Genomic DNA, 24425 nt, shown 5'->3' on the forward strand with positions numbered 1-24425 from the left:
CCTTTTTTCATCGAACTAAGCCAACATCACCCCTCATAACTGCGGAACAGCGCCTTGCCGCGCAGCAGGCGCACACCCAGCCAGCCGCCGCACAGCGACAACAGCAGCGCGCTGGCCAGCGGCAGCGCCCACCACAGCACCGGCGTTGGCGTCCACGGGAAGTCAAACACCCGGCTCTGCAACAGCCACAGCGCCGCCTCGGCGCCCACCGCCGCCGCGATGCCCGCCACCAGCCCCAGCAGGGCGAACTCGCACCACAGCGTGCGGCGCAGCAGCCGTTTGCCGGCCCCCAGCGTACGGTACACCACCAGCTCCTGGCGGCGTTGACGCATGCCGACCTGCACCTGCGCCAGCAGCAATAGGCCGCCACACAGCACCACCAGCACCACCATCACCTCCAGCGCGCGGCTGACCTGCTGCAGCACGCCGCCGACCTGTTGCAGGATCGCACCGATGTCCAGCAGACTGAGCGTCGGGAACTGACGGTTGAGCTGGGTCAGCATCTGGCCGTCGCCGTCGTAGCGGAAGCTGGTGAGCCAGGTCTGCGGCTGGCCGTCCAATGCGCCCGGCGGGAAGATAAAGTAAAAGTTCGGCTTCAGGCTCTCCCAATCCACCTGGCGCAGGCTGGTGACTTTGGCGCTGAACGCCTGGGTATCGCCGCTGAAGGTCAGCGTGTCGCCCAGCTTGATCTTCAGCCGCCCGGCGATGCCTTCATCCATCGAAACCTCGCCGGTTTTCGGCGGCCAATTGCCCGCCACCAGCGGATTGTGATCCGGCAGTTCAGCCAGCCAGGTCAGGTTCAGCTCACGGTTCACCGCCTCGCCGCCCGGATCGTCTTCATGCACCCGCTCGGTCGCCACCTGCTGGTTTATCTCGGTCAGGCGCACCCGCACGATCGGGTAATAGGTTTCCGGCTTGATCTGGTGCTGCTGCAGGAAGGTTTTCACCTGCGGCACCTGCGCCTCGGTCATGTTGAGCAGGAAATAGTTCGGGCTGTCCGGCGGCAGCTGTTGCTGCCAGCGTTCGAGCAGATCGCCGCGCAGCACCAGCAACAGCGCCAACAGCATGAACGACAGCGAGAACGCCGCCAGCTGGCTGATGGTCACCCACGGCTGATGCAGCAGACGATTGACCGCCAGCCGCAGCGCCAGGCTCTTGAGCGTGATGCGGCGCAGCAGCAGCAGGCTGCCCCAGCCGATGCCGCCCAACAGCAACGCCAGCACCGCCATACCGGCCAAAATCGCCCACAGCAGCGTACTGGCCCCCATCAGCGCCACCAACAGCGCCACCACGATCGCCGCCGTCACCGGCAGGAAGTAGCGCAGTGGCCAGACGTTGGCCGTCACGTCGCGGCGCAGCACCCGCAGCGGCTGGGTCGCCAGCAGCTGGCGATACGGCCGCAGCCCGACCAACAGCGAAATCAGCACCAGCGCGCCGAGCGCCCACAGCCACGGCCAGGCGCCGGCGGCGGGCAACGCGGCCGGCAACACCGGCTTCAGCAGGCGGATCAGCAGCGCTTCGAACGCCAGCCCGATCGCCCCACCACATACCGCCGCCAGCGCCATCACCGCCAGCCACTGGCCGACGATCAGCTTACGCAGCGCGCCGCGCCCGGCGCCGAGGGTTTTCAGCACCGCGATCAGATCGTAACGGCTGCGGCAATAGTGGCTCATCGCCACCGCCACGGCGGCGATCGACAACAGCAGCGTCAGCAGGGCCGACAGCAGCAGGAACTGTTGAGATCGCTGCAACGACTTGCCAAGCGCGCTGCCGGATTCCTGCAGCCCGAACCAGCGCTGGTCCGGCGTCAACTGCGGCGTCAGCCGCGCTTCGTAACGCTGAATATCCGGCTCGGCGCCGGCGAACATATAACGGTAGGTCAGGCGACTGCCCGGCTGCACCGCGCCGGTCTTATCGACGTCGGCCAGGTTGATCATGATGCGCGGCGCGGTCTGGAACGGATTGAAGCCGGCGTCCGGCTCCTGAATGATTTCACCGGCGATGCGCAGCGTGGTGTCGCCCACCTCGAGCGAATCCCCGACTTTCACGTTCAGCAGCGCCAGCAAGCGCGGCGCCACCAGCACGCTGCCCGGTTCAGGCTTGATGTTGGCCGGGCGCGTTTCCAGCTTGCCGTACAGCGGATAGACCAGATCGGTGGCTTTCACGTCCGCCAGCTGCGGCCGATCGCCGGCATAGGTCATGGTGGTGAACGACAGCTGGCGGCTCACCTTCAGCCCCTGCTGCTGCGCGTCCAGCAACCAGCCTTCCGGCACCGGATGCGCGCTGCGCAGCACCCGATCGCCGGCGATAAAGTCGCGGCTCTGCTGGCTGAGTCCTTTGTCCATGCGATCGCTGATGCTGCCCAGCGCCAGCACGCAGGCCACGGAGAGCGTCAACGCCAGCCAAACGATCAGCAGCGACGGCGAGCGCCATTCGCGCCAGAACCAGCGCCAGATCATGCTTCCTCCCACAGCTTGCCTTCGCGCAGCCGCAGCCGCCGCTGGCAGCGCGCCGCCAGGGTTTCGTCGTGGGTCACCAGGATCAGGGTGGTGTCGAAATCGCGGTTGAGAGAGAACAGCAAATCGGCGATGCGATCGCCGGTTTGACGATCGAGGTTACCGGTCGGCTCATCGGCGAACAGCACCCGCGGCCGGCCGCTGAAGGCGCGCGCCAGCGCCACGCGCTGCTGCTCGCCACCGGACAGCTGCGCCGGCAGGTGATCGAGCCGCTTGCCCAGCCCCAACTGCTCGAGCAGCTGCACCGCCTGCTCGCGACTCTGCCTGTCGCTCTCGCCGCGCAGCAGCGCCGGCAGCTGCACGTTCTCCAGCGCGTTCAGCGTCGGCACCAACATGAACGACTGAAACACGAAGCCGACGTTCCTGGCGCGCAGCGCGGCGCGGCCTTCTTCGTCCAGCGCGGTCAGCGACTCGCCGAGCAAACGCACCTCGCCCTCGCTGCCGTCGTCCAGCCCGGCCAAAATGCCCAGCAAGGTCGATTTCCCCGATCCGGATTCGCCGATCAGGGCGATCGTCTGCGCGGGTTTGACAAGCAGCTCGACTCCGGTAAGGATGGTGAGCTGATGCTCACCTTGACCAACGTGTTTACTAAGATGATGAACTTCAAGAACGTTTTCCGCTGGCATCTTCCCTTCCTTTTGCTGTTGGGATTATTCAGTTTACGCGCTGCCGCCGCCGATACCTTATTGATTTTGGGCGACAGTTTAAGCGCCGGCTATCGCCTGCCGATCGAGCGGGCCTGGCCGACGCTGTTGGCCGAACAGTGGCAGAAAAAACCGGGCGCGCCGCAACTGGTCAACGCCAGCATCAGCGGCGACACCGCCGCTCAGGGGCTGGCGCGTCTGCCCGCGCTGCTGAAACAGCATCAGCCGCGCTGGGTGCTGATCGAGCTGGGCGCCAACGACGGCCTGCGCGGCTTCCCGGCGCAGGACGTACAGCGCGATCTCGGCCAAATCATCACGCGGGTGCAGCAGGCCGGCGCGCAGCCGCTGCTGATGCAGATCCGCATCCCGCCTAACTACGGCCGCCGCTACACCGAGGCGTTCAGCGCCGTCTACCCGGCGCTGGCCAAGCAGTTCAACATTCCGCTGCTGCCGTTCTATATGGAACAGGTGGTGGTGAAGCCGGAATGGATGCAGGATGACGGATTGCACCCCAATGGGGACGCTCAGCCGTTTATCGCCACCTGGATGGCGGAGCGCCTGGAACCGCTAGTAAAGCATGAGTCTCACTAAATTAGGGTCGTACACTAGGTAAAGTTATGCAAAAAGCGGTATTAATAACCGGCTGTTCGAGCGGGATTGGATTGATTGCGGCGCAGGATCTGCGCAACCGCGGCTACCGGGTACTGGCCGCCTGCCGTAAGCCGCAGGACGTGGAAAACATGCGCCAGCTCGGGCTGGAAGGCATCGAGCTGGATCTGGACGACAGCGCCAGCGTCGAGCGCGCCGCCGCCGAGGTGATCGCGCTGACCGACGGCCGCCTGTACGGCCTGTTCAATAATGGGGGGTTCGGCGTTTACGGCCCGCTCAGCCGCATTTCGCGCAGCCAGCTGGAGCGGCAGTTCGCCACCAACCTGTTCGGCACCCACCAGCTAACCCAGCTGCTGTTGCCGGCGATGTTGCCGCACGGCGAAGGGCGTATTATTCAGACCAGCTCGGTGATGGGTCTGGTCTCCAGCGCCGGGCGCGGCGCCTACGCCGCCAGCAAGTTCGCGCTGGAAGCCTGGTCGGACGCGCTGCGCATGGAACTGCACGGCAGCGGCATTCAGGTCAGCCTGATCGAACCGGGGCCGATATCCACCCACTTTAGCCAGAACGTCAACCAGGCGCAGAGCGACAAGCCGGTGCACAACCCCGGCATCGCCAAGCGCCTGACGCTGCCGCCGGAGGCCATTCTGCCCAAACTGCGCCACGCGCTGGAAAGCCCGCGCGCCAAACTGCGCTATCCGGTCACCCTGCTGGCGCACGCGATGAGCGTGCTGCGCCGCATTTTGCCGGGCCGCTGTCTGGATTGGCTGCTGCGCAGCAACGCTTAATTCGCCCGACGGGGTTGAAGAATGGCGGCGCGCCCCCATTTACACCCCATGGCTCCGCACGATCAGAGAGAAAAAAGATGCTAGCTCAAGCTGTTGTTGATATTAACGAAACTAACCTGCACCAGACGCTGGAACAGTCGATGTCCATTCCGGTGCTGTTCTACTTCTGGTCCGAGCGCAGCCAACACTGCCTGCAGCTCACGCCGGTGCTGGACAAGCTGGCGGCGGAATACGCCGGTCAGTTCATTCTGGCCAAGGTGGACTGTGACGCCGAACAGATGATCGCCTCCCAATTCGGGCTGCGTTCCATTCCGACGGTCTACCTGTTTAAAGACGGCCAACCGGTCGACGGCTTCCAGGGCCCGCAGCCGGAAGAAGCGATCCGTGACCTGCTGCAGCGTTTCCTGCCGAAGGAAGAAGATCTGAAACTGGCGCAGGCGCAGGAACTGCTGGCCGCCGGCAACGCCGCCGAAGCGCTGCCGCTGCTGAAAGACGCCTGGCAGAGCAGCCAGCAGCGCAGCGACATCGGCCTGACGCTGGCCGAAACGCAGATCGCGCTCAGCCGCAGCGAAGACGCTGAAGCGGTGCTGGCGACTATCCCGCTGCAGGATCGCGATACGCGCTATCAGGGCCTGGTGGCGCAGATTGAACTGTTGAAGCAGGCGGCGGACACGCCGGAAATCCAACAGCTGCAACAGCAGGTGCAGCAAGAGCCGGACAACGTCGAGCTGGCGGTGCAGCTGGCGCTGCAACTGCATCAGGTCGGGCGTAACGAAGAAGCGCTGGAACTGCTGATGGGGCATCTGAAGAAAGATCTGGCCGCCGCCAACGGCAACGCGCGCAAGACCCTGATGGACATTCTGGCCGCACTCGGCACCGGCGACGCGCTGGCCGCTAAATATCGCCGCCAGCTGTACTCCCTGCTGTACTGATATCCGTCATACCTGAAGCTGCATCCAGGCGGCAAACGTGAGAAGCCCTGGGAGCTTAGATAACTAAGTGACCAGGGGATCGAACGTGCAGCCAACAACGATGCGGCGGAAAAGACGCAGGGATATCAACGATAGACCCGCACCCCGCCCTCCACGCCCGCCGGGCTGAACAACACCTGCCACAGCTGAATGTTGCGCGAACGAAACGCGCCGGCGCAGGCGTTCAGGTAATAAGTGAACATGCGCTCGAAGCGCTCGGAATAACCGCCCGCCAATTCCGGCCACGCCCGTTTGAAATTCTCCAGCCAGGCCATCAGCGTGCGATCGTAATCGGCGCCGAAGTTGTGCCAATCCTCCATCACGAAACGCCCTTCGCTGGCCTCGGCGATATGCCGCACCGAAGGCAGGCAGCCGTTGGGGAAGATGTATTTGTCTATCCAGGCGTCGACGTTAAGGTCGGTTTGATTGGAACCGATGGTGTGCAGCAAAAACAGGCCGTCGGGCTTCAGATTGCGTGCCGCGACGCTGAAATAGGTCTCGTAGTTTTTCGGCCCGACGTGCTCGAACATGCCGACCGACACGATGCGATCGAACTGACGATCCAGATCGCGGTAATCCTGCAGCAAGATCTCGACGTCCAGCCCGGCGCAGCGTGCCTGCGCCAGCTTCTGCTGCTCGGCTGAAATGGTCACGCCGTGCACCGAGACGCCGTAGTTTTGCGCCGCAAACTGCGCCAACCCACCCCAGCCACAGCCGATATCCAGCAGCGTCATGCCCGGTTTCAGCTGCAGCTTCTCGCAGATCATCCTGAGCTTGGCCTGCTGCGCCTGCTCCAGCGTTTGCGCTTCTTTCCAGTAGCCGCAGGAGTATTGCATGTAAGGATCGAGCATCGCCCGGAACAGGTCGTTGCCGATGTCGTAATGCTCTTTGCCCACCTGCCAGGCGCGCTTGCGCGATTGGCGGTTGAACAGCCGGGCATAGGCGATGCGCGCGATGTCGCTCAGGCTTTTCGGCAACCGCTCATCGACGCCGGCCTGCAAAATGCGGGTAAACAGCATGTCCAGCCGTTCGCATTCCCACCAGCCGTCCATATAGCTCTCGCCGAAGCCGAGCGAGCCTTCCTGCAAAATGCGTTTGAACAGCGCCGGGTTATGCACCCGGATATCCCAGGCGCGCGGGCCGTTGATGGCGACGCCGGCTTCGGCCAGCATCTCCTCTACAATGCGATACCAGCGGTCTTTCTTCTGGGCGAGTTCATCAACACTGAGCGAATCCATAACAATCCTTGGCCGAAATGTCATTTCAAAAAGCATAGTCGCAAATAAAAATGACAAATTTTTGACGGTAAACACGGGGGTGTTTTTACTCTAGCCAAGGCGAGCAACATCATGAAATGAATAAAAATTATTGAAATCATGCCATTTAGGCATACTTATCCGCGCCAACGCGGGCGCGGATAAACCGAAGGCAGCTAAGGTAAAATAGAGGTGCCGGCCTGGCCCGCCAGCACCGCGTCGATATCCTGCAGGCCACCGATATGCGCCGTCCGCCCGGTGCGATCGACGAAGCGGCTGACCGCCATGATCTTCGGCCCCATGGCGCCGTCCGCCACCGCCATCGGCGCCAGCTCCTGCGTGGTGGCGCGACGAATGGCGCGCTGGCGCGGCGTGCCCCACTCCTGGTACACCGCGTCGGCATCGGTGAGGATCACCAGATGATCGGCCCCCACCTGTTCCGCCAACAGCGCCGCCGCCAGATCTTTGTCGATCACCGCTTCGCTGCCCGTCAGCCCATGCTCGCCGGCGATCATCGGGATGCCGCCGCCGCCGTTGCAGATCACGATATGCCGCTGCGACAGCAGCAAGGTGATCGCCTCGATGTCGAGGATCTTTTGCGGCGCCGGCGAAGGCACCACCCGGCGGATATAGTTGCCGTCCGCCTTCAGCGTCCAGCCGAACTTGGCCTCCAGCGCCTGCCGCTGTTCCGGCGCATACACCGGCCCGATGAACTTGCTCGGCGTCTGATAATCCGCATCCTGCGCATCCACCAGCACTCGCGTCAGCAGCGTGGACACCGGCTGCTGCGGATGGCTGGCATTCAGCTGCTGCGCCAGCATATAGCCGATCATGCCCTGGCTTTCGGCCACCAGAATATCCAGCGGATAGGGCGGCACATCGCGGTACGCCAGGTTTTGCAACGCCAGCAGCCCCACCTGCGGGCCGTTGCCGTGCACGATGGCGATGCGGTATTTCTGCGCCAGCTTGCCGATGGCGTCGGCGATGAGGGCGATGCTCTTATACTGATTTTCCGCAGAGAGCACGGCTCCGCGTTGCAATAAGGCGTTGCCGCCCAACGCAATGACCAAGGTTTTCATGGTTTGCACCCGTAGTTGAAATCATACCGTCCCGGCCGGATCCGCGATCCGGCCCTCATGTTCACACCGCGCGCCGCACAGTGCGTTAATCGTCGTCACCCCCAGCCACACGCCCAGCAGCGTGTCCGCCCCCGAGAAATGCCCCAGGTTCAGCACCGCCGCCACCGCTGCCGATACACCGTTAGGTACCTGCAGCCCCTGCGCCAGCATATGCAGCGGCGTGGCGAACACGCCCCGCTCGGCGTAATGCAGGTAGTGCGCGCTCACCAGCGTGGTCAACGCTTCCAGCGGTGGCGTCTGGGCGAAAAACGGCGTCAGCCCGGCGACCTGGATGCGGCTGTCAAGGTGCGCGCTCAGCAACAGACCGAGCAAGGTGTCGTCGTTGCTCGGCGTCAGCCCCGGCCCTTTGCCCAGCGTATGGCGCCAGTCGACCGCGCCGCCCCGCAACCAACGGGAGAAATCCCGCGCCAGCCCGGCCGGCTCCGGCGTTAACGGCCGCTTCACCAGCCGACCGATTTCGCCGTGCAACCCGCACTGCGCCGTGCAGCGCTGCAATACCGCCGCCAGCGGCCGATCGGCAATGGCCGCCCGCTGCGCCAGCCCCAGATCCCGCGCCGTCGCGGCGGGCCGGACAAGAAGCGCATCCAGCAAAATGCCAGTGGTGGAGAAAGCGCAGTGCCGTACGGACGGCATCGCATGACGCACGCGGTCGAAATCCCGCGCGCCGAGCTGCCATCCCATCGGACTCAGGCCGCTGCCGGCGCGGTGTAGCGTCAGCAACCGCGCGTTTTCCGTCAGGAAATTGATCGCGTTGTTGAAGCTGCCGACGCAGCGCAGCGCGCCATAGTCCTGCGTCACATGGCGGCTGCCGGCCAGCGCGACAATGTCCATACGCCCCTCCGTTCACTTACGCCGTGATGCCGAGCTTATCGGCCAGCGCTTCGATCGCCTTCTCGAAACAACCGAGCGGCGCGCGCACCGTGCCGGCGCCGATCTGCCCGACCCCGGCTTCGCGGTGGGCGATGCCTGTGTTGATCAGCGGCGTGATGCCGGTTTCCACCACCCGCCGGGCATCCAGCCCCAGGCAGGCGCCCTGGAAGTCCCAGGTCGGGATCTGCAGCATCATGTTGCGCTCAAGATAGATCTCCGCCATTTCCTCGGAGATGTCGGTGGCGGCGCTCATGCCGCCGGAAGCCCCGACGAAACGCGTCACGCCCGGGGCCGCGACCATCGCCGCCCCACCGATGCCGAAGGTTTCGGTGATCGCGCTGTCGCCGATGTCCGGGTTGGCGTCCGCCTGGCTGAAGCCGGAGAAGAACAGCCCTTCCGGCGTATTGACCGGCGCGGTGAACCAACGATCGCCCATGCCGCTGATCTTGATGCCAAAGTTCTTGCCGTTGCGGGTCATTACCGTGACGATAGTGCCCTGCTCAATTTCTGCTCCCGCATCCATCGCCGCCTTGCAGTAAGCCATCGCCAGATTGAGGAAGAACTGATCGGTGATGCTGAGGAACTGCATCACCTGCGCCAGCTCCGCCTTATCGCGAGGCAGCAGGCTAATCTCCGGCGCCAACCTGCGCATTAATAGCGCCGAGGCCGCGATATTGCGCTGGTGGAATTCGTCCCCCATGCTGATCGCCTGCGCCATCAGCGCGGTCAGATCGATCCCCTCCTCCAGCGTCGCCAGCACTGCTTTCAGCACCGGAGCCAAAGAGTCGCGCATCCAGCGCAGGCGCTGCTGCACATCCTCGCCATAGGCGCCGAAGCGCATCACCTTACCGATGCCTTCGTTCATGTTGCAGTAGGCGTAGTTGCCGTGGACGGTGTTCCTGACCACCACCATCGGCATGTGGGCCGAGGTGATGCCGCCCATCGGCCCCACCGCGCTCACGCTGTGGCATGGGATGAACTCGATTTCCCCTTGCTCCAGCAGCGCCAGCGCCTGCTGTTCATCCTGCGCCCAGCCTTCGAACAGGCAGGCGCCGATGCAGGCACCGCGCACCGGACCGCTCATCTCTTGCCAGGTGACCGGCGGCCCGGCGTGCAGCAGCTTGCGTCCTTCAGCCAGCTGCGGGATCAACCGATGCGCCAGATCCACATCCTGCCAGTGCGGGCGCGCCTCGCGGATACGGGCGATAACGGCGGCGTTTGCTTGCTCAATCGTTGCGTACATAGCGGTTCCTTACTTTAATTTTTTCAAGATGTTGGCTAATCGTTGATCGCCGCCGGCCACCGGCGCCCACTGGTAATGCACCACCGGGATGTCGCTGGTTTGCAGGTCATCGGCGAAGCTGCGCAGCCCGGCGTTGATCACCGCGACGCCGTCCAGCAAGGTCGGCCGTTCACGTTCAGGTGCGGGTAAGACGGGGGTAATCAGCTGATGCGCCAACGCGACCGCCGCCGGCAGCGACGGCATCACCGCGATGCCGGCCTCCTGCAGGGTGGCGATTTGCCGCGAGCGCTGCTGCGGATCCTGTTCGGTGCCGGTGACGGTAGCGATCGCCGCCAGCGGGTGGGCCGCGCCGCGCGCCGCGCGCACGTTGGCCACCTCGTCCGCCAGCGACGCCGCCGGATCGTCCTGGGCGCCAAAGCCGATCACCACGTCCAGCAGCAACACGCCGGTCTGCGGCTGCTGCGCCAGGCGGGCGATCTCTTGATTGCGGGCGGTCGGATCAATCATCGGGTGCGGGCGCCCCTGGGTATAAAAGTCATCGCCCATGTCGATGATGCGATGGCCGTCGGCCACCAGCATGGCGCCGCGCGGGTGTTCGCTATCCACCGGCAAGCGCAGTTTTTCCGCCAGCAACATCGCGCATTCGGCCGCCAGCGTGCCGCCGGCGTACAGTCCGGCGATTTTGCCGCCGGGCACCGCGGGCTGTTGCGCCGCCTGTTGCTGCACGCAGCCCAGCATCGCCGCCAGCCGCGCCGCTTCATCCAGCGTGGCGGCGAACGTGATGTTGCCATCCTGACGCACGGCGGACTGCGCGCCGAGGAACAGCGCCACCACCGGCTTGCCGAGCGCTTTCATTTCGTCGATCACCCGCTGACGCACCTCGGGCGCCGGCGGTTTGGACACGAACGCCAGCACCTGGCTCTGCGGATCCGCCGCCAGCATGCGTAGCGCGCTGATGGCGCTGATGCCGCCGATCTCCGCCGTCAGATCCCGCCCGCCCAGGCCGATAGCGTGCGAGATGCCCTGTCCCGCCAGGGTAATTTGCGAGATCAGCTCCTGAATGCCGGTACCGGAGGCGCCGACCACGCCGATGGATCCGGCGGGCGCCACGTTGGCGAACGCCAGCGGCGCGCCGGCGATGCAGGCAGTGCCGCAGTCCGGCCCCATCACGATCAGCCCACGCTCGCGCGCCTTGGTTTTCAGCGCCACTTCCTGCGCCGGGCTGACGTTGTCGGAGAACATCATCACGTTGCAGCCGTCTTCCAGCGCCCGATCCGCCAACTCCGCCGCGTATTCGCCGGCGATCGAGATCAGTGCCAGATTGGCGGCCGGCAGCTTCTGCCGGGCGGTGCGCCAGCTGCGCGCCCGCAGCAGTTTTTTACCGCCCTGGCCGCCCTGCGCAATCGCCTTGAGCGCCGCCTCCAGCGCCGCGCCGATCTCCTCGGCGATCGACTCGTCGGCGGACTCCGCTTTGATCGCCACGCAAATATCGTTCGGCGTCGCTTGGCTAAACTGCGGATGCCAGAAACCGGTCACCTCCAATAAGGATTTATTGGCCGGCGTCCCCATCATGACGGATATTTCCTCAACCTTGGGAGACTCACTGAGTTTGCGGGAGATCAACATCAGGCTGACGGAATCCTGAAAGCTCCCCTTTTTAATAAAAGCATGGATCATGGTGATATCCTTACGACAGCATTTAATAATATCGGCAATATTTCCCGCACCGGCGGCGCGGCGATGCATTGAATCCAGCGAAAAGGTTAATTATCAAGCTACAAATTAAAATCACGCCCAGAGGTGAGTGCGGTCACACTTTATTCATTGTTAGAAAAAATAACTTAATCGTCTGAATATTAATTAATCCAGACGCGAGAAAATCATTTATAAAAAACTTCTAACAATGACGATTTAATTCAACGAATTTTTAATTCAATAGAGTAAAACGCATCTGGATCACATTATTCCCCCCCGGTATTTATACATTACAACGCAGAGGCGAATTAAATAAACCGTAGTGATAAAAGGACTGTATATGAAGGTCTCTAAACAACAATTGCATCAGCTTATCCAGCAAAAGATTCACGCCGCCGGCCTGAGCCAGGAGCACGCCGGCATCGTCGCCGACGTGCTGGTTCATGCCGATGCGCGCGGCATCCACTCCCACGGCGCGGTCAGGGTCGAATACTATTCCGAACGCATCAGCAAGGGCGGCACCAACAATCATCCCCATTTCACCTTTGAAAAAACCGGCCCCTGCAGCGCCATTTTCGACGGCGACAATGGCGCCGGGCACGTGGCGGCCAAGCTGAGCATGGATCGCGCCATCGAGATGGCGAAAGAGAACGGCGTTGCGGTGGTGGGCGTTCGCCGCATCGGCCACAGCGGCGCGCTGTCGTACTTCGTGCAGCAGGCGGCGCGCGCCGGCATGGTCGGCATCTCGCTGTGCCAATCCGATCCGATGGTGGTGCCGTACGGCGGCGCCGAGGTCTACTACGGCACCAACCCTATCGCCTTCTCCGCACCAGGCGAAGGCGACGAGCTGATCACCTTCGATATGGCCACCACCGTGCAAGCCTGGGGGAAAGTGCTGGACGCCCGCTCGCGCAACGCCGCCATTCCCGACACCTGGGCGGTGGACGCCGAGGGCAAGCACACCACCGATCCGTTCGCCGTCAGCGGGCTGCTGCCGATCGCCGGGCCGAAAGGCTACGGCCTGATGATGATGGTCGACGTGCTGTCGGGCATTTTGCTCGGCCTGCCGTTCGGCAAACACGTCAGCTCGATGTATCACGATCTCAGCGCCGGCCGGGAATTGGGCCAATTGCATATCGTCCTGAACCCAGGTTATTTCACCAACGAATCGGCGTTCCGTAAAAATATCAGCCAGGTCATGAAAGAGTTGAACGCCGTTAAACCGGCGCCGGGCGTCAGTAAAGTGCTTTACCCGGGACAGAACAGCCATGCGCGTGAAATGGAAAGCGAGAAAAACGGTATCGAAATCGTCGACGATATTTATCAATACTTAATTTCAAATGCTATTTACCAGCGTTCTTACGACCACAAAGACCCTTTCGCCAGTTAACGCAATCTTATTATCGTGGGCTTTTTACGCCGCGGCTCGCGGTTGATATTTCAGAGCCGGGGAGAAAAAAGAAAACCTTCATCAGCGCGCTCAGCGCAATAGGTCGGCCGGCGGCGAATATCATTCGCCCTGGCCGCATCGCCGCTGAGACATAACATGCGGGCAGGTAAACATGAAAGACTTCCAACAAGAAATCCGTGATATTTCCGGCTGGTTATCGAAAATCGGCGCCGACCCCAGCGGCGGCATGACGCGTCTGCTTTATACCCCGGAATGGATCGAGGCGCAGCACGCGTTGAAAAACGCCTTCGACGCCGCCGGGCTGAGCACCCATTTTGATGCGGTCGGCAACCTGTTCGGCCGGCTGGAGGGCAGCAAATACCCCGACCAGGTAATTCTCTCCGGTTCGCACATCGACACGGTGGTCAACGGCGGCAACCTCGACGGCCAGTTCGGCATTGAAGCCGCCTTTATGGCGATCAAATACCTCAAGGATACCTACGGCCCGCCGCTGCGCAGTCTGGAAGTCATCGCGCTGGCGGAAGAAGAAGGCAGCCGCTTCCCCTATGTGTTCTGGGGCAGCAAGAACATCGTCGGCCTGGCCCGGCGGGAAGATGTGCAGCACATTACGGACGCCAAGGGCGTCGGCTTCGTCAACGCCATGCGCGACGCCGGTTTCGATTTCCCGCCGCCGCATCAGCCGCTGCGCAGTGATATCACGGCCTTCGTCGAGATCCATATCGAGCAGGGCAAAGTGCTGGAAACCGAAGGCAAAACCATCGGCGTGGTGACCAGTATCGTCGGCCAACGGCGCTATGACGTGCGTCTGCAGGGCGAAGCCAACCACGCCGGCACCACCCCGATGAGCTACCGCCGGGATACCGTGCACGCCTTCAGCCGCATCTGCTGCGAATCGATCGCCAAGGCGCGCGCCGAGGGCGATCCGCTGGTGCTGACCTTCGGCAAGGTGGAGCCGAAGCCGAACACCGTCAACGTGGTGCCGGGCTTCACCCACTTCACCCTCGACTGCCGCCATACCGATCAGGCCGCGCTGCTGCGCTTCACGCAGGAGATCGAGCAGGATATCCAGCGCATCTGCGCCGAGATGGGCATCGAGGCCGAGATCGATCTGTGGATGGACGAAGCGCCGATCCCGATGAACGAACAGCTGGTGGCCTGCGTCAGCCGCCTGTGTGAAACGCAGCGGCTGAATTACCGCATGATGCACAGTGGCGCCGGGCACGACTCGCAAATTTTCGCCCCGCGCGTGCCGACGGTGATGATGTTCGTGCCGAGCATCGCCGGCATCAGCCATAACCCGGCGGAAAAAACCGCCGTCGCCGATCTGAACGAAGGGGTGAAAATCCTGGCGCAGACGCTGTATCAGCTGGCCTACACCGAACAGGGGGCCGAGGCATGAGCAACGACATCGACCCGCGCTACTGGAAAAAGATCGTCGTCGTGCTCTGCCTGGGCTGGGCGGTGATCTGGATCTACCGCACCGTTCTGACGCCGATCTTTCCCGAGATCCAACAGACCATCGGCGCGCACTCCAATGCGGAAATGGGGCTGATCGCCAGCTTCTACTTCTTCGCCTATACCGGCATGCAGATCCCGGCGGGCATCCTGGTGGACAAATTCGGCAAGAAGGTGGTGTTGATCCCGGGCTTCTGCCTGTTCATCATCGCCACCTTGCTGATCGGCAACGCCACCAGCCTGACCATGGTCTATGCCGGCAGCCTGCTGGCGGGCATGGGCTGCGGCTCTTATTACGGCTCGGCCTACTCCCTGTCGTCGGAGAATATCCCCCTGGAGCGCCGTGGCCTGGCGACCGCGGTGATCAACAGCGGCTCGGCGCTCGGCATGGCCATCGGCCTGATCGCCTCCAGCCTGCTGGTGAAAAGCTTCAACATGAACTGGCAGATCATGCTGTTCATCATCACCGGCCTGCTGGTGGTGATGACGCTGGTATTCGCCGTGGTCATCAAAGGTTCGCAGCCTCAAGCGCCGGCAGCCGTCAGCCAGACCGTTGCGCCGGCGGCGCTCGCGCCCGAAGAAGACGGTCAGGCCAGCGGCCTGTTCAGCCTGCGCATGATCTCCGCCTACGCGATGTACTTCGCCACCTGCTACGGCTACTACATGATAGTCACCTGGCTGCCCTCGTTCCTGCAGCAAGAGCGCGGCTTTGAAGGGGTAGCCATCGGCTTCTCCTCCGCCCTGGTGGCCTTCGCGTCGGTGCCGGGCGCGCTGTTCTTCAGCCGCATGTCCGACCGTTTCCGCAACAAGAAGGTGCAGCTGATCATCTTCCTCGAGCTGTGCGCGGCGATAATGCTGGTCTGCACCGTCATTTCGCCGGACTCCACCATGCTGCTGATCAGCCTGATCCTGTACGGGCTGTTGGGTAAGCTGGCGGTCGATCCGATCATGATCTCCTTCGTCGCCGACAACGCGCCGAAGAAAGGCTATGGCACCAGCTTCGGCGTGTTCAACTTCTTCGGCATGTCCTCGTCGGTGATCGCCCCCTTCCTCACCGGCGTGATCTCCGACAGCACCGGCTCCAAGGTGATGGGCTTTTACATCTCCGCCGCCATCCTGCTGGTGGGCACCGCCATTTTCTTCACCGTCAATGTATTGATGAAACGCACTACGCCAACCCGAACGGCCACCGAGGCCTGACGGCGCTTTTTTACCGGGCGCCGCCGCGGCGCCCTTTCAACGATCAGGAGAATCAACGTGGGTTACTTCAACAATCAAACCGGTTATCCAACCGACATTCTGTCAACGCGCGCCATCATCAAACGCGGCAACTATGCGCTGATCCCGCCGAACGGCCTGGTGCGCAACGTCATTCCCGGTTTTGAAAACTGCGACGTCACCATCTTGTCGACGCCGAAACTGGGCGCCACCTTCGTCGATTATCTGGTGACGCTGCACGACTGCGGCCGCAACACCAAAGGCTTTGGCGGCGAAGAGATCGAAACCTTCGTGTACGTCATCGACGGCGCCATCACCGCTTCCGCCGACGCCACCGATTACCCGCTGAGCGCCGGCGGCTACCTTTACTGCCCGGCGGGCGTCACGATGCGGCTGGAAAACGCCAACGGCGGCCAATCCAGCCGCCTGTTCCTCTACAAGCGCCGCTACCAGCGCATCAAGGGCTACGAGGCGCACGTGGTCAGCAACAACGTCGCCAACCTGGAGCAGATCCACTACGAGGGCATGAGCGAGGTGATCCTGCAGGATCTGCTGCCGAAAGATCTGGGCTTCGACATGAATATGCACATCCTCTCCTTCGCCCCCGGCGCCAGCCACGGCTACATCGAGACCCACGTGCAGGAGCATGGTGCCTATATTCTCAGCGGCGCCGGCGTGTACAACCTGGACAATGAATGGATGCCGGTGAAGCAAGGCGACTACATCTTCATGGGCGCCTATGTGCAGCAGGCGGGCTATGCGGTGGGCCAGGAAACCTTCAGCTACATCTACTCCAAGGATTGCAACCGCGACGTCGAGCCGTAAGCGCTTCGCCGCCAAAACCCAGGCCACCTGCCCGCGCAGCGTGGCCTTCTTTTTTATCCCAATCGCTGGCCGACGCGCATCGCGCGGGCGACGTTGGCGGCGCTGCGCTGCAGGTTAAGCTCGCCTTGCGACAGCGCAACCTCCAGCGTACTCAGACGCGGCAAAATGCTGAACATCGCGTCGATCCCCTGCGCGTGCAGCGCCTCTGCCCCTTCCTCCACCACGCCGGCCAATGCGATAACCGGCAGGCCGCGCGCCCGCGCCAGACGGGCGACGCCGGACAGCGCCTTGCCGCCCAGCGTTTGGCTGTCGATGCGCCCTTCGCCGGTGACCAGCAGATCGGCCTCCGCCAACGCCAGCTCCAGCCCCAGCGCCGCCATCACGATCTCGATGCCCGGCTTCAGCGTTGCGCCGAGAAACACCTGGCAGGCGATCCCCATGCCGCCCGCCGCCCCGCCGCCGGCGACCTGTCGCACGTCGCGGCCGGTGCTCTGGCGGATCACCTCGGCATACTGCGTCAGGCCCTGTTCCAACTGCGCCACCATCGCTGCCGTCGCGCCCTTCTGCGGCCCGAACACCGCCGCCGCGCCGCGCGGCCCCACCAGCGGATTGTCTACGTCGCAGGCGACCTCTATCCGGCACTGCCGCAGGCGCGCATCCAGCGCGCCGAGATCGATTCCGCTCAGCGTCGCCAGCTCGCCGCCGCCCCACGGCAGCGCCCTGCCGTCCGGACGATAAAAGCGGCCGCCCAGCGCCTGCACCATGCCGACGCCGCCATCCACCGTGGCGCTGCCGCCGATGCCGAGGATCAGGTGGCGAATGCCCTGATCCAGCGCATGCAGGATCAGTTCGCCGGTGCCGTAGCTGGTGGCCAGCAGCGGGTTACGGCGTTCCGCCGGCGTCAGCATCAATCCGCTGGCCGCCGCCATCTCGATCACCGCCGTCTTGCCGTCGCCGCTGACGCCGTAAAACGCCGCCACCCGTTCCCCCAGCGGGCCCGTGGCGGTCACACTCACCTTGCGCCCGCCGGTGGCGGCCACCAGCGCGTCCACCGTGCCTTCGCCGCCGTCGGCGATCGGCAGGCAAACGCACTCGGCATCGGGATAAACCTCGTGAAAGCCGCGCGCGATCGCCCGCGCCGCCAATTCCGCGCTGACGCTTTCTTTAAATGAATCCGGTGCAATAACAATTTTCATGACGCATCCTTTATTCGAACGGAAATAAAAACGGCCATGCCTTCCCCCGCTGAATTAATCAGATGAAGAACGCATGGCGGAATAAAATAAAACTGTTGCCGACTGTTTAATTAAGATGAAGAAAAGCGTTATTTATTGACCCATTTCGCCGGCACGCTGTAGGTCAATAATGCGCCCACGATCATCATCGCCGACAAAACGCACATCGCCGCCAAGTTACTGTGGGTCAGCTGTTTGAAATAGCCGATGATGTAAGGCGAAATAAATCCGCCGATATTGGCGATGGAATTGATGAGCGCAATGCCCGCTGCGGCGCAGGTGCCGGTAAAGATGGCATTCGGCAGGCTCCAGAACAGCGGCGACGGCACCAGGCTCGACGCCACCGCCACGCACAGCGCCGCCATCACCACGTGCTTGTTGTCCGGGAACAGGCCGATAAAGATCAGCGACACCGCCGCGATGCAGAACGGCACGATAATGTGCCAGCGCCGCTCGCGATGCTTGTCCGAACTGCGCGCGGCCACCAGCATCGCCACCACCGCCAGCATATACGGCAGCATGGTCAGCAGCCCGATATCCATCACCGAGGTCACGCCGGTGTCGCGAATGATGGTGGGCACCCAAAACGCCAGCCCGCCTTGCCCCATCACGGTACAGAAGCAAATCAGCCACATTTTGGTGAACGCGGACGACCTCAGCATGCTTTTCATCGTCCACTCCTGCCCGCCGGCGGCGCCCTGACGCGGCGCGCTCTGCGCCATATCCTCTTTGATCAGCGCCTTCTCCTGCGGGCTGAGCCACTTGGCGCTCTGATAGGTATTATCCAGGAAGCAAAAAATGACGATGGCGATCAACAGCGCGCGCGGGCCGCTGATAAAGAACAGCCATTGCCAGCCGGAGAGGTTCATCAGGCCGTTCATGTGTTCGATGATCCAGCCGCACAGCGGGCCGCCGATGATGTTGCTGACCGGGATGCCGCACACGAACAGCGCCGTCATCTTGGCGCGCTGGCTGGAGGGGAACCACAGCGTCAGGTAGAGGATCACGCCGGGGTAAAAGCCGGCTTCCGCCAGCCCCAGCAGAAAACGCGCCAGGTAGAATTGCCAGGGGTTGGTGATGAAGATGCTCAGCATCGAAATCGCCCCCCACACCACCATCAGCAGCGCGATGATCTTTCTGGCGCCGTAGCGGCTCAGCAGAATATTGCTGGGCACCCCGGCGATGATATAGCCGATGAAAAATACCCCGGCCCCCAGCCCGTAAACGGCTTCGGCCATCGAGACATTGCCGTTCAGAATATCGGGCATCATTTGGAATTTCGAAAACGAAATCCCCACCCGATCGAGATAACCGACGATATAGCTCACTAGTAGAATGGGCATAATGCGCCAGGCGATTTTTCGATATAAACGATTTTTGTCAGGGGCGGTAAGAATATCTTTGTCAATAACAGCATTATCGGTTGCCATATTCAGTGTCTCCTTGGGTTGGCATCCTGCTTTTTACTTTTTATTGTGCTGAATCATTTTTATTGGATTGGCGGGGACCCTCTTTATTTATCATAAAGAGGGCATTATTAATGTCGAACATCTCTGATTCTAATGATAAGCTGGCAAATGAAACGCCGGCGGGCGCCTTAGCCGGCTACCCGGTGGTTGCCCATGATTTCCAGCGCCCGCACCAGCGCGGAGTGATCCAGTTCGCCGTCGCCATTGGCGGCGCAGACGTTGAACAACTCCTGGCAGGTGGCGGTATTCGGCAGGCTGAGCGCCAGCGCCTTCGCGCCCTGCAGCGCCAGATTGAGATCCTTCTGGTGCAGCGAGATGCGGAACCCCGGCGCGAACGCCCGCTTGATCATCCGCTCGCCGTGCACCTCGAGGATGCGCGACGAGGCGAAGCCGCCCATCAGGGCTTCACGCACCCGGGCCGGATCGGCGCCGGCGCGCGAGGCGAACACCAACGCTTCACTGACCGCTTCGATGGTCAACGCCACGATGATCTGATTGGCGACCTTGCAGGTTTGCCCGTCGCCGTTGCCGCCGATCAACGTGATGTTCTTGCCCATCAGCGCCAGCAGCGGTTGCACCCGTTCGAAGGTCGCTTGCTCGCCGCCCACCATGATGGTCAGCGTGCCCTGTTTGGCGCCCACTTCGCCGCCGGAAACCGGCGCGTCCAGGTACTGGGCGCCCAGCTGGTTGATGCGCTGCGCAAACGCTTTGGTCTCCAGCGGTGAAATGGAGCTCATGTCCACCACTACTTTGCCGTTCAGCTTGCCGGCGGCGCAGCCGCGTTCACCAAACAGCACCTCCTCCACCTGCGGCGTATCCGGCACCATGATGAAGATCACGTCCGCCTCATCCGCCACCTGCTGCGGATCGCGGCAGGCGATGGCCCCCTGTTGCAGTAACGTTGCCGGCACCTCATGTCGGGTGTGGGCGTAAAGCGTGTGCCCGCCCGCCAGCAGCTTTTCCGCCATCGGCGCGCCCATGATGCCCAGACCGATAAATCCCACTTTCATTTTCATCTCCTCAAGACAGGTATTTTTTAATCCATGACAGGCCGCTTTCCGTGGTGGTGAGCGGTTTGTATTCACAGCCGATCCAGCCGCGATACCCCATGCGATCCAGCTGCGCGAAGATAAACTCGCAGTTGATTTCGCCGGTGCCGGGCTCGTGCCGCCCCGGGTTATCGGCGACCTGGATGTGGTCGATCCTCGCCAGCAGGCGCTCGAGGGTCTGCGTCAGCTCTCCTTCCATGCGCTGCATGTGGTAGAGGTCGTACTGCAGATACAGGTTGGGGCTGCCGATCGCCTCGATCAGTTCGATCGCCTGCCGGGAGGTTTGCAGGTAGAACTGCGGCATGTCGTAGCGGTTGATCGGTTCGATCAGCAGGCGAATATTTTGCCGCGCCAGGGTGTCGGCGGCGTAGCTCAGGTTCTCCTTCACCCGTTCGTCGGTGGTGCGGCGGCTGACGGCTGGATCCGGATTGCCGATCAGGCAGTTGATGCGATCGCAGCCCAGGGCCTGCGCATACTCGATCGCGCGCCCGACGCCGTCGCGGAACTCCGCTTCGCGCCCCGGCAAGCAGGCGATGCCCCTTTCGCCGGCCGCCCAGTCGCCAGCCGGCAGGTTGAACAGCACCTGGCTCAGACGGTGCGCCTCCAGTTCGCTGCGCAGCGCCGCGATCGGATAGTCGTAAGGGAACATGTATTCCACCGCGCTGAAGCCCTGCTCCTTCGCCCGGCGGAAACGCTGCATAAAATCGACTTCAGTGAACAGCATCGACAGGTTGGCTGAAAATTTCGGCATGGTAAGGCTCCTCAGCGGTAATCAAAGAAGTTGACCGAGGTCGGCGCGTCTTCCGGCGTTGCCGCCACCGGCTCGAACTCGTTGACGTTATCCAGCTCGGTGCCCATGGAAATATTGGTGACGCGCTCCAGGATGATTTCCACCACCACCGGCACCCGGTGCTGCCGCATCAGTTCCTGGGCCTGACGGAACGCCGGCGCGATCTCTTCCGGTTTGAACACCCGCAGCGCCTTGCAACCCAGGCCTTCCGCCACCTTGACGTGATCGACGCCGTACTCGCCAATTTCCGCGTTGTTGATGTTTTCAAACGACAGCTGCACGCAGTAATCCATATCGAACCCGCGCTGTGCCTGACGGATCAGCCCCAGATAGGCGTTGTTCACCAGCACATGGATATACGGCAGCTTGAACTGCGCGCCGACCGCCAGCTCTTCGATCATGAACTGGAAATCATAGTCGCCCGACAGCGCGACCACCTTGCGCTGCGGATCGGCGGCGCATACGCCCAGCGCCGCAGGCAGCGTCCAACCCAGTGGGCCGGCCTGACCGGCATTGATCCAGTGACGCGGTTCGAAAACGTGCAGCATTTGTGCGGCGGCGATCTGCGACAGCCCGATGGTGGTGACGTAGCAGGCGTCGCGGCCGAAGGCGCGGTTCATCTCTTCATACACCCGCTGCGGCTTGACCGGTACGTTGTCGAAATGGGTCTTGCGCAGCAGCGTTTGCTTGCGCTGCAGGCAGGCGGCGCACCAGGCGTCGCGATTCGGCAACTCGCCGCGTTCGAAACGGCGCTGCGCCGTGTCCACCAGCATTTGCAGCGCGATGCGCGCGTCGGAAACGATGCCCAGGTCCGGGCAGATCACCCGGCCAATCTGCGTCGGCTCGATATCAATATGCACCACCTTGCGCCCGGCGGTGTACTTATCCACCGAACCGGTGTGGCGGTTGGCCCAGCGGTTGCCGATGCCGAACACCAGATCCGAGTCCAGCAGGTTGGCGTTGCCGTAGCGGTGCGAGGTTTGCAGGCCCGCCATACCCGCCATCAGCGGGTGATCGTCCGGAATGGCGCCCCAGCCCATCAGCGTCGGGATCACCGGCACATTGCAGATCTCCGCCAGCCGTTGCAGCAGATCCGCCGCATCGGCGTTGTGAATGCCGCCGCCGGCGATGATCAACGGCTTTTTCGCCGCGCACAACAGATCCAGCGCTTTGTCGATCTGCGCCTGGGTGGCCGCCGGCTTATAGGCGGGCAGCGACGAGTAGGTGTCCGGATCGAACTCGATCTCCGCCATCTGCACGTCGAAAGGCAGGTCGATCAACACCGGGCCCGGCCGGCCGGAACGCATCAGATGGAACGCCTGCTGCAGCACGCGCGGCACCAGCGCCGGTTCCTGCACGGTGACCGCCATCTTGGTCACCGGCTTGGCGATCGACTCGATGTCCACCGCCTGAAAATCTTCCTTGTGCAAACGCGCGCGCGGCGCCTGGCCGGTGATGCACAGGATCGGAATCGAATCGGCGGAGGCGGAGTAAAGGCCGGTGATCATGTCAGTGCCCGCCGGGCCGGAGGTGCCGATGCACACACCGATGTTGCCGGCGGCGGCGCGGGTATAACCTTCCGCCATGTGCGAGGCCCCTTCCACGTGCCGCGCCAGATAGTGTTTGATGCCGCCGTGTCGCCGCATCGCATCGTAGAACGGGTTAATCGCCGCGCCGGGCACGCCGAACGCGGTGGTGATCCCTTCTTTTTCCAGCACGTGCATTGCCGCGTCTACCGCTCGCATAATTGCCATGTGATGCTCTCCTTAATTTATTGGAAAATTTTTCCAACTTTGAAATGCCGTCAAAAAAACCCGTCTGCTCATCAAACGGGGAGTCTTGTTCCGCGCCGGCTCACCCCGGCACGCGACGATTACGCCTTGCTGCGCGATTCACCCAGCGCGGCGCTGATATCTCTGGCCACTTCCCCCACCAGTTCACCCAGCTCTTTGAACCGCTCTTTACCGACCCGCGAACTGGGCCCGGAAATGGAAATAGCGGCGATCACGTTGTTGTTGCGATCGAAAATCGCCGAAGCCAGGCAGTTCAGGCCCAGCGCGTGCTCTTCATCGTCGATGGTGTAGCCCTGCTCCAGCGACTGATGCAGATCCTTGCGCAGCAGGTTCACGCTGGTCAGGGTTTTCGGCGTATAGGATTGCAGCCCCGAACGCACGATCAGATCCAGCATCTCTTCTTCCGCCAGCGGATACAGCAGCGCCTTGCCGGCGCCCGATGCGTGCAGCGGCAAGCGGCTGCCCAGCGGCGCGCACATGCGCACCATCGCCTGGCATTCGCATTGGCGAATCAGCACCGCATCGAAATTGTTGCGGATCGCCAGGTTGGCGGTCTCGCCGGACAACAGCATCAGCCGCCGCATGAACGGCCCGGCTACCGATACCACGTCGCGATCGTTCATGTAAGCGGAGCCGACGGTGAACGACTGAATGCCGATATGCCACCAGCCCAGCTGCGGATCCTGAAAGACGAATTCCGATTTCTCCAGCACTTTCAACAATCTGAAGGTGGTGGACAGCGGCAACTCCAGCTTTTCGGACAGCACGGAAACCGACGAGCTTCCCCCGGCGTTGGCCAGATACTGGAGGATCTCCAGCCCGCGATCCAACGCCTGCGCCCCTTTGGTCGCGCCGGCTTCGGTGGCGGGTCGTCCTTTCCTGCGTAATTCGGTCATTCAAGCTTCCTTTGTCAGTGACGGCATGGGTGACGCTATGATAAACGCCCTGCGCGGCATGCGGCCAGCGCTATGCCAAAACTATGCGATACGGCTCCGGCAAGCGGCTGACTACGCAGTTGTCGGCGCCTGCACGATCGATGGTGAAAAAGTCGGTGACTTTCGCATAGGCGAACAGCGGGTGATGCCAGACGTTACGATGATAGTTGATCCCCTGTTTGCCGTTGGTGATAAAGGCGCGCAACGTGCCAACGGGGATCGTTTCGCCCGGTTCGGCGACGATCACCACGAAGCGTTCGCCGTTCATCGGCACAAAGGCCTGCGACGAGAGCGGATGCTTTTCCAGCAGGGAAAAGGTCATCGGCAGCTCGCAGGGTTCCGCCCGGTTGATGCTGGCCAGCACCCGGTTGCCGTCCGACACCTCAATCTTGGCGAGATCGTGATAACGCTCGGTCTTTCCGTCATTGATATGAAAGAAACGCGAACCTTCTATCTGCAATACATCGCCATAAGGCGCAAAGGCCGCCGGCGTTAATTCTTCGATGACTAAATCCAT

At 62.4% G+C, this 24425-nt stretch carries 21 protein-coding genes; 7 read left to right on the forward strand and 14 right to left on the reverse strand.

Annotated features, from left to right (window positions below):
- Positions 1-26 precede the first annotated feature (26 nt).
- Positions 27-2459, reverse strand: coding sequence for a putative ABC transporter permease subunit YbbP (gene ybbP, locus ACMGF9_RS18175; protein WP_351005430.1), 2433 nt, complete (start codon positions 2457-2459; stop codon positions 27-29).
- Entirely contained in the window at positions 2456-3142 is a 687-nt protein-coding gene (gene ybbA / locus ACMGF9_RS18180; RefSeq protein ID WP_004940192.1) for a putative ABC transporter ATP-binding protein YbbA, read from the reverse strand. Before ybbA ends, ybbP begins: the two co-directional genes overlap by 4 nt.
- Between ybbA and tesA the strand changes: the two genes are divergently transcribed.
- From tesA to ACMGF9_RS18195, 3 genes are all read left to right on the forward strand, one after another.
- Positions 3113-3751 (forward strand): multifunctional acyl-CoA thioesterase I/protease I/lysophospholipase L1, encoded by a 639-nt coding sequence (gene tesA / locus ACMGF9_RS18185; protein WP_161545168.1) that lies wholly within the window; start codon positions 3113-3115, stop codon positions 3749-3751. The genes ybbA and tesA overlap by 30 nt on opposite strands.
- A 26-nt stretch (positions 3752-3777) precedes the next feature.
- On the forward strand, positions 3778-4554 hold the full coding sequence (locus tag ACMGF9_RS18190) for an SDR family oxidoreductase (protein WP_004940195.1): 777 nt from the start codon (positions 3778-3780) through the stop codon (positions 4552-4554).
- Positions 4555-4631: 77 nt separating this feature from the next.
- Positions 4632-5486, forward strand: a complete 855-nt coding sequence (locus ACMGF9_RS18195; RefSeq protein ID WP_004940198.1) for a co-chaperone YbbN — start codon at positions 4632-4634, stop codon at positions 5484-5486.
- Positions 5487-5611: 125 nt separating this feature from the next.
- Here the strand turns inward: ACMGF9_RS18195 and cfa are convergent, their stop codons facing one another.
- The 5 genes from cfa to ACMGF9_RS18220 form a co-directional block, all read right to left on the reverse strand.
- On the reverse strand, positions 5612-6763 hold the full coding sequence (gene cfa / locus ACMGF9_RS18200; protein WP_015376906.1) for a cyclopropane fatty acyl phospholipid synthase: 1152 nt from the start codon (positions 6761-6763) through the stop codon (positions 5612-5614).
- 194 nt (positions 6764-6957) lie between these two features.
- Complete coding sequence (locus tag ACMGF9_RS18205) at positions 6958-7860, reverse strand: carbamate kinase (RefSeq protein WP_350981185.1); 903 nt, start codon at positions 7858-7860, stop codon at positions 6958-6960.
- A 21-nt stretch (positions 7861-7881) separates the two neighbouring features.
- Complete coding sequence (locus tag ACMGF9_RS18210; RefSeq protein ID WP_015376904.1) at positions 7882-8751, reverse strand: DUF2877 domain-containing protein; 870 nt, start codon at positions 8749-8751, stop codon at positions 7882-7884.
- A gap of 16 nt (positions 8752-8767) precedes the next feature.
- Positions 8768-10033, reverse strand: coding sequence for a DUF1116 domain-containing protein (locus ACMGF9_RS18215; protein WP_015376903.1), 1266 nt, complete (start codon positions 10031-10033; stop codon positions 8768-8770).
- 9 nt (positions 10034-10042) lie between these two features.
- On the reverse strand, positions 10043-11710 hold the full coding sequence (locus ACMGF9_RS18220; protein ID WP_015376902.1) for an acyl-CoA synthetase FdrA: 1668 nt from the start codon (positions 11708-11710) through the stop codon (positions 10043-10045).
- A 358-nt stretch (positions 11711-12068) separates the two neighbouring features.
- Between ACMGF9_RS18220 and allD the strand changes: the two genes are divergently transcribed.
- The 4 genes from allD (at position 12069) to allE (ending at position 16637) form a co-directional block, all read left to right on the forward strand.
- Positions 12069-13118, forward strand: coding sequence for an ureidoglycolate dehydrogenase (gene allD, locus ACMGF9_RS18225; RefSeq protein WP_015376901.1), 1050 nt, complete (start codon positions 12069-12071; stop codon positions 13116-13118).
- 172 nt (positions 13119-13290) lie between these two features.
- On the forward strand, positions 13291-14538 hold the full coding sequence (gene allC / locus ACMGF9_RS18230) for an allantoate deiminase (RefSeq protein WP_015376900.1): 1248 nt from the start codon (positions 13291-13293) through the stop codon (positions 14536-14538).
- On the forward strand, positions 14535-15794 hold the full coding sequence (locus ACMGF9_RS18235; protein WP_076740494.1) for an MFS transporter: 1260 nt from the start codon (positions 14535-14537) through the stop codon (positions 15792-15794). The genes allC and ACMGF9_RS18235 overlap by 4 nt, the downstream gene beginning before the upstream one ends.
- A 57-nt stretch (positions 15795-15851) precedes the next feature.
- Positions 15852-16637, forward strand: a complete 786-nt coding sequence (gene allE, locus ACMGF9_RS18240) for a (S)-ureidoglycine aminohydrolase (RefSeq protein ID WP_015376898.1) — start codon at positions 15852-15854, stop codon at positions 16635-16637.
- A 53-nt stretch (positions 16638-16690) separates the two neighbouring features.
- Here allE and ACMGF9_RS18245 read toward each other — a convergent pair whose 3' ends face one another.
- The 7 genes from ACMGF9_RS18245 to ACMGF9_RS18275 form a co-directional block, all read right to left on the reverse strand.
- Positions 16691-17833 (reverse strand): glycerate kinase, encoded by a 1143-nt coding sequence (locus tag ACMGF9_RS18245; protein ID WP_015376897.1) that lies wholly within the window; start codon positions 17831-17833, stop codon positions 16691-16693.
- Between the two features lie 128 nt (positions 17834-17961).
- A complete protein-coding gene (locus ACMGF9_RS18250; RefSeq protein WP_226882941.1) occupies positions 17962-19215 on the reverse strand; it encodes an MFS transporter in 1254 nt (417 codons plus the stop codon).
- Positions 19216-19469: 254 nt separating this feature from the next.
- A complete protein-coding gene (gene glxR / locus ACMGF9_RS18255; RefSeq protein ID WP_015376895.1) occupies positions 19470-20351 on the reverse strand; it encodes a 2-hydroxy-3-oxopropionate reductase in 882 nt (293 codons plus the stop codon).
- A 10-nt stretch (positions 20352-20361) separates the two neighbouring features.
- Positions 20362-21141, reverse strand: coding sequence for a hydroxypyruvate isomerase (hyi, locus tag ACMGF9_RS18260; RefSeq protein WP_015376894.1), 780 nt, complete (start codon positions 21139-21141; stop codon positions 20362-20364).
- 11 nt (positions 21142-21152) lie between these two features.
- On the reverse strand, positions 21153-22934 hold the full coding sequence (gcl, locus tag ACMGF9_RS18265) for a glyoxylate carboligase (protein ID WP_015376893.1): 1782 nt from the start codon (positions 22932-22934) through the stop codon (positions 21153-21155).
- Between the two features lie 119 nt (positions 22935-23053).
- Positions 23054-23869, reverse strand: coding sequence for an HTH-type transcriptional repressor AllR (gene allR, locus ACMGF9_RS18270; protein ID WP_015376892.1), 816 nt, complete (start codon positions 23867-23869; stop codon positions 23054-23056).
- Positions 23870-23939: 70 nt separating this feature from the next.
- The gene (locus ACMGF9_RS18275) at positions 23940-24425 is read right to left on the reverse strand and encodes an ureidoglycolate lyase (RefSeq protein WP_015376891.1); all 486 of its coding nucleotides are present in this window, start codon (positions 24423-24425) and stop codon (positions 23940-23942) included.

The sequence above is a fragment of the Serratia sp. BNK-23 genome (assembly GCF_047456145.1).
Lineage (GTDB): Bacteria > Pseudomonadota > Gammaproteobacteria > Enterobacterales > Enterobacteriaceae > Serratia > Serratia nematodiphila.